Raw genomic sequence first — 6,062 nt, forward strand, 5'->3', positions numbered from 1 at the left:
CGTGACCACCGAGACCTCGGGCGACGTCGCTGCCGCGCTGCCGCCTCGGGTTCCGGGCACAGGCGTGTCGGGGCCCGGCCGGTGGCCCGGCGTCGACCCCCTCGAGTCGCAGCTGACCGTCGTGGGTGACCTGAGCGACGTGCCCGACGGCGTGCGCGGCGTACCGTTCCTGCCCGAGCTCGCGGCCCGCGGCCCCGGCGCAGACCCGGTCGGTCGCACAGGCGCGCTGCTCGACCAGCTCCCGGTCGAGCTGGGGCCGCACGGCTGGCGGCTCGCTGACCACGGCGGGGTCGACCTCGAGCGCGCGCAGGCGTTCTGGCGCGAGGACCTCGACGCGCTGGCGATCTCTGCGGCGTCGTTCGACGGCGAGCTGAGCGTGCAGGTGCTGGGGCCGTGGACGCTCTCGGCTGCGCTGTACCTGGCGCGCGGCGACCGTGTGCTGACGGACTCTGGCGCGGTCCGCGAGCTGGGCGAGTCGCTGGCGGCGGGGGTCGCGGGGCACGTCGTGGACGTGCGGCGTCAGGCTCCGCGGGCCCGGCTGACGGTGCAGCTCGACGAGTCGCTGCTGGCGCAGGTCGCCGCGGGCGTGCTGCCCACGTTCTCGGGGTACTCGCGCATCCGCGCGGTCGAGCGGGCCGTCCTGATGGAGGGGCTGCGGCCGGTGCTGGGGGCGGTGCGGTCGGCGGGCGCGCGCTCGGTCGTGCACGTGGGCGGCGGCTGGGTAGGTATCGCGCCGGCGGTGCTCGCGGGCGCCGACGCGATCGGCCTGGACCTCGGGCCGTGGGACGAGCGCACGTGGGACCAGGTGGCGCGCGCGGTCGAGCGGGGCGTCGACCTGTGGGCGGGTCTTCCGCCTGCGCCGGTCTCGCAGTGCGCGGGAGCGGACGTCGGTGCGGTCGCGCGGCTGGTGAGCGAGCCGTGGCATCGGATCGGCCTGACGGACCGGTCGCTCGACCAGGTCGTCGTGACGGCAGCGCGAGGCGCGCTCCCGCTCGTCCCCAGCCCTCGCGGGGCTGGCGGTGACGTCCGGAGCGAGCGGGACGCGCTCCGGACGCTCACGCGTGCGTCCCTCATCCTCGCGGAGCGCGCGGCAGGCTGAGCCGCGCGGTCAGCCGAGCTGCTGCCAGAGGAACTCGTAGGCGAGTGCGGACATGTGCGCGGCCTGCGCGTTGTCGGCTGCGCCGCCGTGCCCACCCTCGATGTTCTCGACGTACGTGACGTCTGCGCCGACAGACTCGAGGAGTGCGGTCATCTTCCGGGCGTGGCCGGGGTGGACACGATCGTCACGCGTCGAGGTCGTCAGCAGCACGGGCGGGTAGGTCGTGTCCTGCCGGACGAGGTGGTACGGCGAGAAGGTGCGGATGTACTCCCACTGCTCGGGGTCGTCGGGGTCGCCGTACTCGGCTGCCCACGATGCTCCGGCGAGGAGCTTCGTGTAGCGGCGCATGTCGAGCAGCGGAACCTGGATCACGACCGCCCCGAAGAGGTCGGGGTACATCGTCAGCATCGCGCCGGTGAGCAGGCCTCCGTTGGATCCCCCCTTGCAGCCCAGCCGCTCGGGTGTGGTGACGCCTGTGGCGACGAGGTCGCGGGCGACCGCGGCGAAGTCCTCGAACGCCCGGTGCCGGTTCTCCCGGAGGGCAGCCTGGTGCCAGGCGGGGCCGTACTCGCCGCCGCCGCGGATGTTGGCGAGGACGTAGGTGCCACCGCGCTCGAGCCAGGACCTGCCCAGAACGCCTGAGTAGTTGGCGGTGAGTGAGACCTCGAAGCCGCCGTACCCGTACAGGAGTGTCGGTGCCGGTGCCGCTGGCTGGGTGTCGGTGCTCCGCACGACGAAGTAGGGAACCTGCGTGCCGTCGTCCGAGGTCGCGAAGCGTTGCTCGTAGGTGAGCCCGCTCGGGTCGAAAGCGGCCGGGGCCGCCTTGACGGCCTCGGGAGGCTTGCGTCCCGCGGCGTCGACGAGGTGCAGCGTGGCAGGTGTCAGGAAGTCGGTCGCGACGACCCACAGGTCGTCGGACTCGTCGCGGTCGACCGCTGCGACCGAGAGCGTCGCGGTCGAGGGTGCCCCCGGGAGCGGGGTGCGCTGCCACTCGGCCGAGTCCCGCGCGGGCGGCTCGAGGACCTCGATGCGGTTGCGGACGTCGTCGAGGATCGTCAGGACGAGGCGCTCACGAGTCCACGTGACGTCGTCGAGGCTCGCATGCTCGGTGGGTTCGAAGAGTGTCGTCGGGGTCGCGTCACCAGCGATCAGGTCGTCGAGGCGGACCGCCAGGAGCGCTCCTGCGGGATAGGCGGAGCCGGCGGTCTCCCAGGCGTCGCGCAGGCGCACGACGGCCCACTCGCGGTGGACGTCGACGTCGGCCGAGCGCGGCACCGGGACGAGAGTCGTCGTGCCGTCGCTCTCGAGGACGTACGTCTCGGACTCGTAGAAGGTCATGGCGCGGCTCACGAGGTCGCGCTCGAAGCCCGGTGTCCTGTCGTGGTGCGCGCTGATGTACAGGTCGTCAGCAGCGCCTTCGTAGACGAGCTGTGCCTCGGTGATCGGCGTGCCGCGACGCCAGCGGCGCACCGTGCGGGGGTATCCGGATGGCGTCGTCGTCCCAGGGCCGAGGTCCGTGTAGACGAACGTCGTGTCTCGGTCGATCCAGCCAATCCCGCCCTTCGCCTCGAGCCGGACGAAGCCGCCCTCGGACTCGGGGACGAACGCGAGCGACGTGAGGTCGAGCTCGCGCGTGACGTCCGCGTCGGAGCCGCCGTGCGAGAGGGTGACGAGCGCGCGGTCGCAGCCCGGTCGGAGCACGCTCGCGCCGTGCCACACCCAGTCCTGACCCTCGGCGGCGTTGAGCGCGTCGAGGTCGAGGAGGACCTCCCACTCGGGTGACGGCGTCCGGTAGGACGTCGGCGTCGTGCGTCGCCACACGCCGCGTGGGTGCACGGCGTCTCGCCAGAAGTTGTAGAGGAGGCCGCCGGCCAGCGAGACGTACGGGATCTTCGCGTCGTCGTCGAGCACCTCGAGCGCGGCGCGCTCGATCTCCCGTTGGCGCGGGGTCGCGAGGCGGAGGAGGGCTGCGCGGTTGCGCTCCCGGACCCAGTCGAGCGCACGTTCGCCCTCGACATCCTCGAGCCACAGGAAGGGGTCGTCGCGCGCCGGTTCGACGACGACGTCCGGGACGGCTGGCTTCGGCTGGGTGCTCGACATGGGCTCACCCTAGGCGGCCCCGCCGACGTCCGGACCACGTCCCGAGCGCCGGTGGGCCGGTGTCGGAGGTGCTTGGCATGATGGTGCGGTGAGCAAGACGAAGCGTGACGGCCTGCAGGGACAGGCGCCGGCGGAGCCTGCGCGTGACGGCGGCGACGTGATGCCGGTGGCCGACGACGCGGCACGTCAGAGATGGGCTGAGCTCGCCGAGCAGATCGAGGAGCACCAGGTCGCCTACTACCTGCGTAGCGCTCCCACGATCTCGGACGGTGAGTACGACGAGCTCTTGCGCGACCTCACCCGGCTCGAGGAGACGTACCCCGAGCTGCGTACCCCGCAGTCGCCGACGCAGCGTGTCGGCGGAACGTTCTCGACAGACTTCGCGTCTGTCGACCACGTCGAGCGCATGCTCTCGCTCGACAACGCCTTCTCGCTCGAGGACCTCGGCGCGTGGGCGGACCGCGTCCGCAAGGACGTGGGGGAGGCGCCGGTCCACTACCTGACCGAGGTGAAGATCGACGGTCTCGCGATCGCGCTCGTCTACGAGCGGGGCCGACTCGTGCGCGGAGTCACGCGCGGTGACGGACGCACGGGGGAGGACGTCACGCTCAACGTCCGCACGATCGCGGGCATCCCGGCGACGCTCGGTGGCGACCCGGCGACGCACCCCGAGCTGATCGAGGTGCGTGGCGAGGTGTTCATGCTCGTCGAGCAGTTCGCGGCGCTCAACGAGGCGCAGGTTGCCGCGGGCAAGCCGCCGTTCGCGAACCCGCGCAACGCTGCTGCTGGCTCGCTGCGGCAGAAGGACCCGCGGATCACGGCGTCGCGTCCACTCGCGATGTACGCGCACGGGATCGGTGCCCTCGACTGGGGAGACGCGGCGCCGCCCGTGGCAGGGGTCGAGCCTGGTGCGGAGGGTTCGGACGCGGGGATCGTGCGCCAGTCGCAGGTGTATGACCTGCTGCGCGGCTGGGACGTCCCGGTCTCCCCGCACAATCGCGTCGTCGGAGACCTCGAGGGCGTGCGCGAGATGATCGCCTACTTCGCCGAGCACCGCCACGAGATCGAGCACGAGCTCGACGGGATCGTCGTCAAGGTCGACGAGGTCGCGCTGCAGCGTCGCTTGGGCGCGACGAGCCGAGCCCCGCGCTGGGCGATCGCCTACAAGTACCCGCCCGAGGAGGTCAACACACGCCTCCTGGACATCGTCGTGGGGGTGGGCCGCACCGGGCGCGCGACGCCGTACGCGGTCATGGAGCCCGTGCGCGTCGCGGGATCGGTCGTGCGCCAGGCGACGCTGCACAACCAGGACGTCGTGAAGGTCAAGGGCGTGCGGATCGGTGACATGGTCGTGCTCCGCAAGGCGGGCGACGTCATCCCTGAGATCGTCGGGCCGGTGACGGCTGCGGAGAGCGACGGATACCCACGTCGTGACTTCGTCATGCCGACCGGGTGTCCCGAGTGCGGTACGCCACTGCGTCCCATGAAGGAGGGGGACGTCGACCTCCGCTGCCCGAACGCCGAGTCGTGCCCCGCGCAGGTGCGGGGCCGGGTCGAGCACATCGGGTCGCGCTCGGGTCTCGACATCGAGGTGCTCGGCGAGGTCACCGCGGCAGCGCTGACTCAGCCGCTCGTCCCCGAGGTGCCGCCGCTGCGGACGGAAGCCGGGTTGTTCGACCTCCGGGTCGAGGACCTCGTGCCGATCCGCGTCGTCGTCAAGGACTCTGAGACGGGCCTGCCCAAGCTGGACGACGAAGGGCGCGCGAAGGAGCGCACCCCGTTCGCGCGCCGGGCTACGCGCAAGGAGCAGGAGGCCTGGGCCGAGGCTCAGGGAATGTCGCTCCCCGAGGCCGAGGCTGCGGGGCTCGAACCGCCGTCTGTCGTACCGGGGAAGGCAGCGGAGAAGCTCGTCGACGAGCTCGTCAAGGCGCGGACGAAGGACCTGTGGCGAATCTTCGTGTCGCTCAACATCCGTCATGTAGGGCCCGTCGCGGCCCGCGCGCTCGCTGACCACTTCGGTTCGCTCGATGCGGTGCGCGCGGCGTCGCAGGAAGAGCTGAGCGCGGTCGAGGGAGTCGGTCCGGTGATCGCAGCCGAGCTGATCGAGTGGTTCACGGTCGGCTGGCACATCGAGATCGTCGAGCGCTGGCGCAAGGCCGGAGTCGTGCTGGAGACGCCGGGGCACCCTGGGCCAGGCGCCGTGCGCGAGCCCGCGTCGGGTGTCCTCTCTGGCCTGAGCGTCGTGGTGACGGGCGGCCTCGAGAGTTTCACGCGCGACGGTGCGAAGGAGGCGATCATCGCGGCCGGCGGCAAGTCGGCCGGATCGGTCTCGAAGAAGACGGACTATGTGGTCGTCGGGGAGAACGCTGGCTCCAAGGAGACCAAGGCGCGGGAGCTTGGCCTGACGATCCTCGACGAGGACCAGTTCGTCCGCCTGCTCGAGGGCGGCCCCGAGGCCCTCGAGGCGTGATGGGACGAATCCTCGAGGAGCCATGGGCGCCTGAAGCGCGGGATCCTGCCGATTTGGTGTTGCGCGCCGAGGGTGTGTAATGTTCTTCGAGCCAGCCCGGCAGGGCGACGGACTCGCAAGAGGCCGTCCCGCCAGGCGGGCCACCCCAACGAGATACCTGAGAGATCAGGTTCCTAGGGTGCGCCCCAGGGGCAGCAGGCACGAGCCGGAAGGCGAGTTGATCTGCAGAGCTTCCTGAGGTAAGTTTGAACGGTTGCCTCCGCGCCGGCCTGGAAGGGCGGGTGGGGATGCGCGTCTGTTCCTTGAGAACTCAACAGTGTGCTTGATAGTCAATGCCAAATATCCCTGTCGGGTGGCTTGGTCTGGTCCTTTGTGGGGCTGGGTCTGGTTGCT

The 6,062-nt window shown here is 71.3% G+C and carries 3 protein-coding genes; 2 read left to right on the plus strand and 1 reads right to left on the minus strand.

Annotated features, from left to right (window positions below; genetic code table 11):
* Position 1: 1 nt before the first annotated feature.
* Positions 2 to 1,099, plus strand: coding sequence for a uroporphyrinogen decarboxylase/cobalamine-independent methonine synthase family protein (locus HF995_RS11335; RefSeq protein WP_350308862.1), 1,098 nt, complete (start codon positions 2 to 4; stop codon positions 1,097 to 1,099).
* Positions 1,100 to 1,108: 9 nt separating this feature from the next.
* Here HF995_RS11335 and HF995_RS11340 read toward each other — a convergent pair whose 3' ends face one another.
* The gene (locus tag HF995_RS11340) at positions 1,109 to 3,199 is read right to left on the minus strand and encodes a prolyl oligopeptidase family serine peptidase (RefSeq protein WP_168447897.1); all 2,091 of its coding nucleotides are present in this window, start codon (positions 3,197 to 3,199) and stop codon (positions 1,109 to 1,111) included.
* Positions 3,200 to 3,359: 160 nt separating this feature from the next.
* Between HF995_RS11340 and ligA the strand changes: the two genes are divergently transcribed.
* On the plus strand, positions 3,360 to 5,669 hold the full coding sequence (ligA, locus tag HF995_RS11345) for an NAD-dependent DNA ligase LigA (RefSeq protein ID WP_168447940.1): 2,310 nt from the start codon (positions 3,360 to 3,362) through the stop codon (positions 5,667 to 5,669).
* Positions 5,670 to 6,062 lie beyond the last annotated feature (393 nt).

It is taken from the genome of Sanguibacter hominis ATCC BAA-789, assembly GCF_012396185.1.
Taxonomy (GTDB): Bacteria; Actinomycetota; Actinomycetes; order Actinomycetales; family Cellulomonadaceae; genus Flavimobilis; species Flavimobilis hominis.

Excerpts from the sequence above, each read along its gene's own strand:
- HF995_RS11340 (WP_168447897.1), bottom strand. The coding sequence starts at position 3,199 with ATGTCGAGCACCCAGCCGAAGCCAGCCGTCCCGGACGTCGTCGTCGAA.
- ligA (WP_168447940.1), top strand. The coding sequence starts at position 3,360 with ATGCCGGTGGCCGACGACGCGGCACGTCAGAGATGGGCTGAGCTCGCC.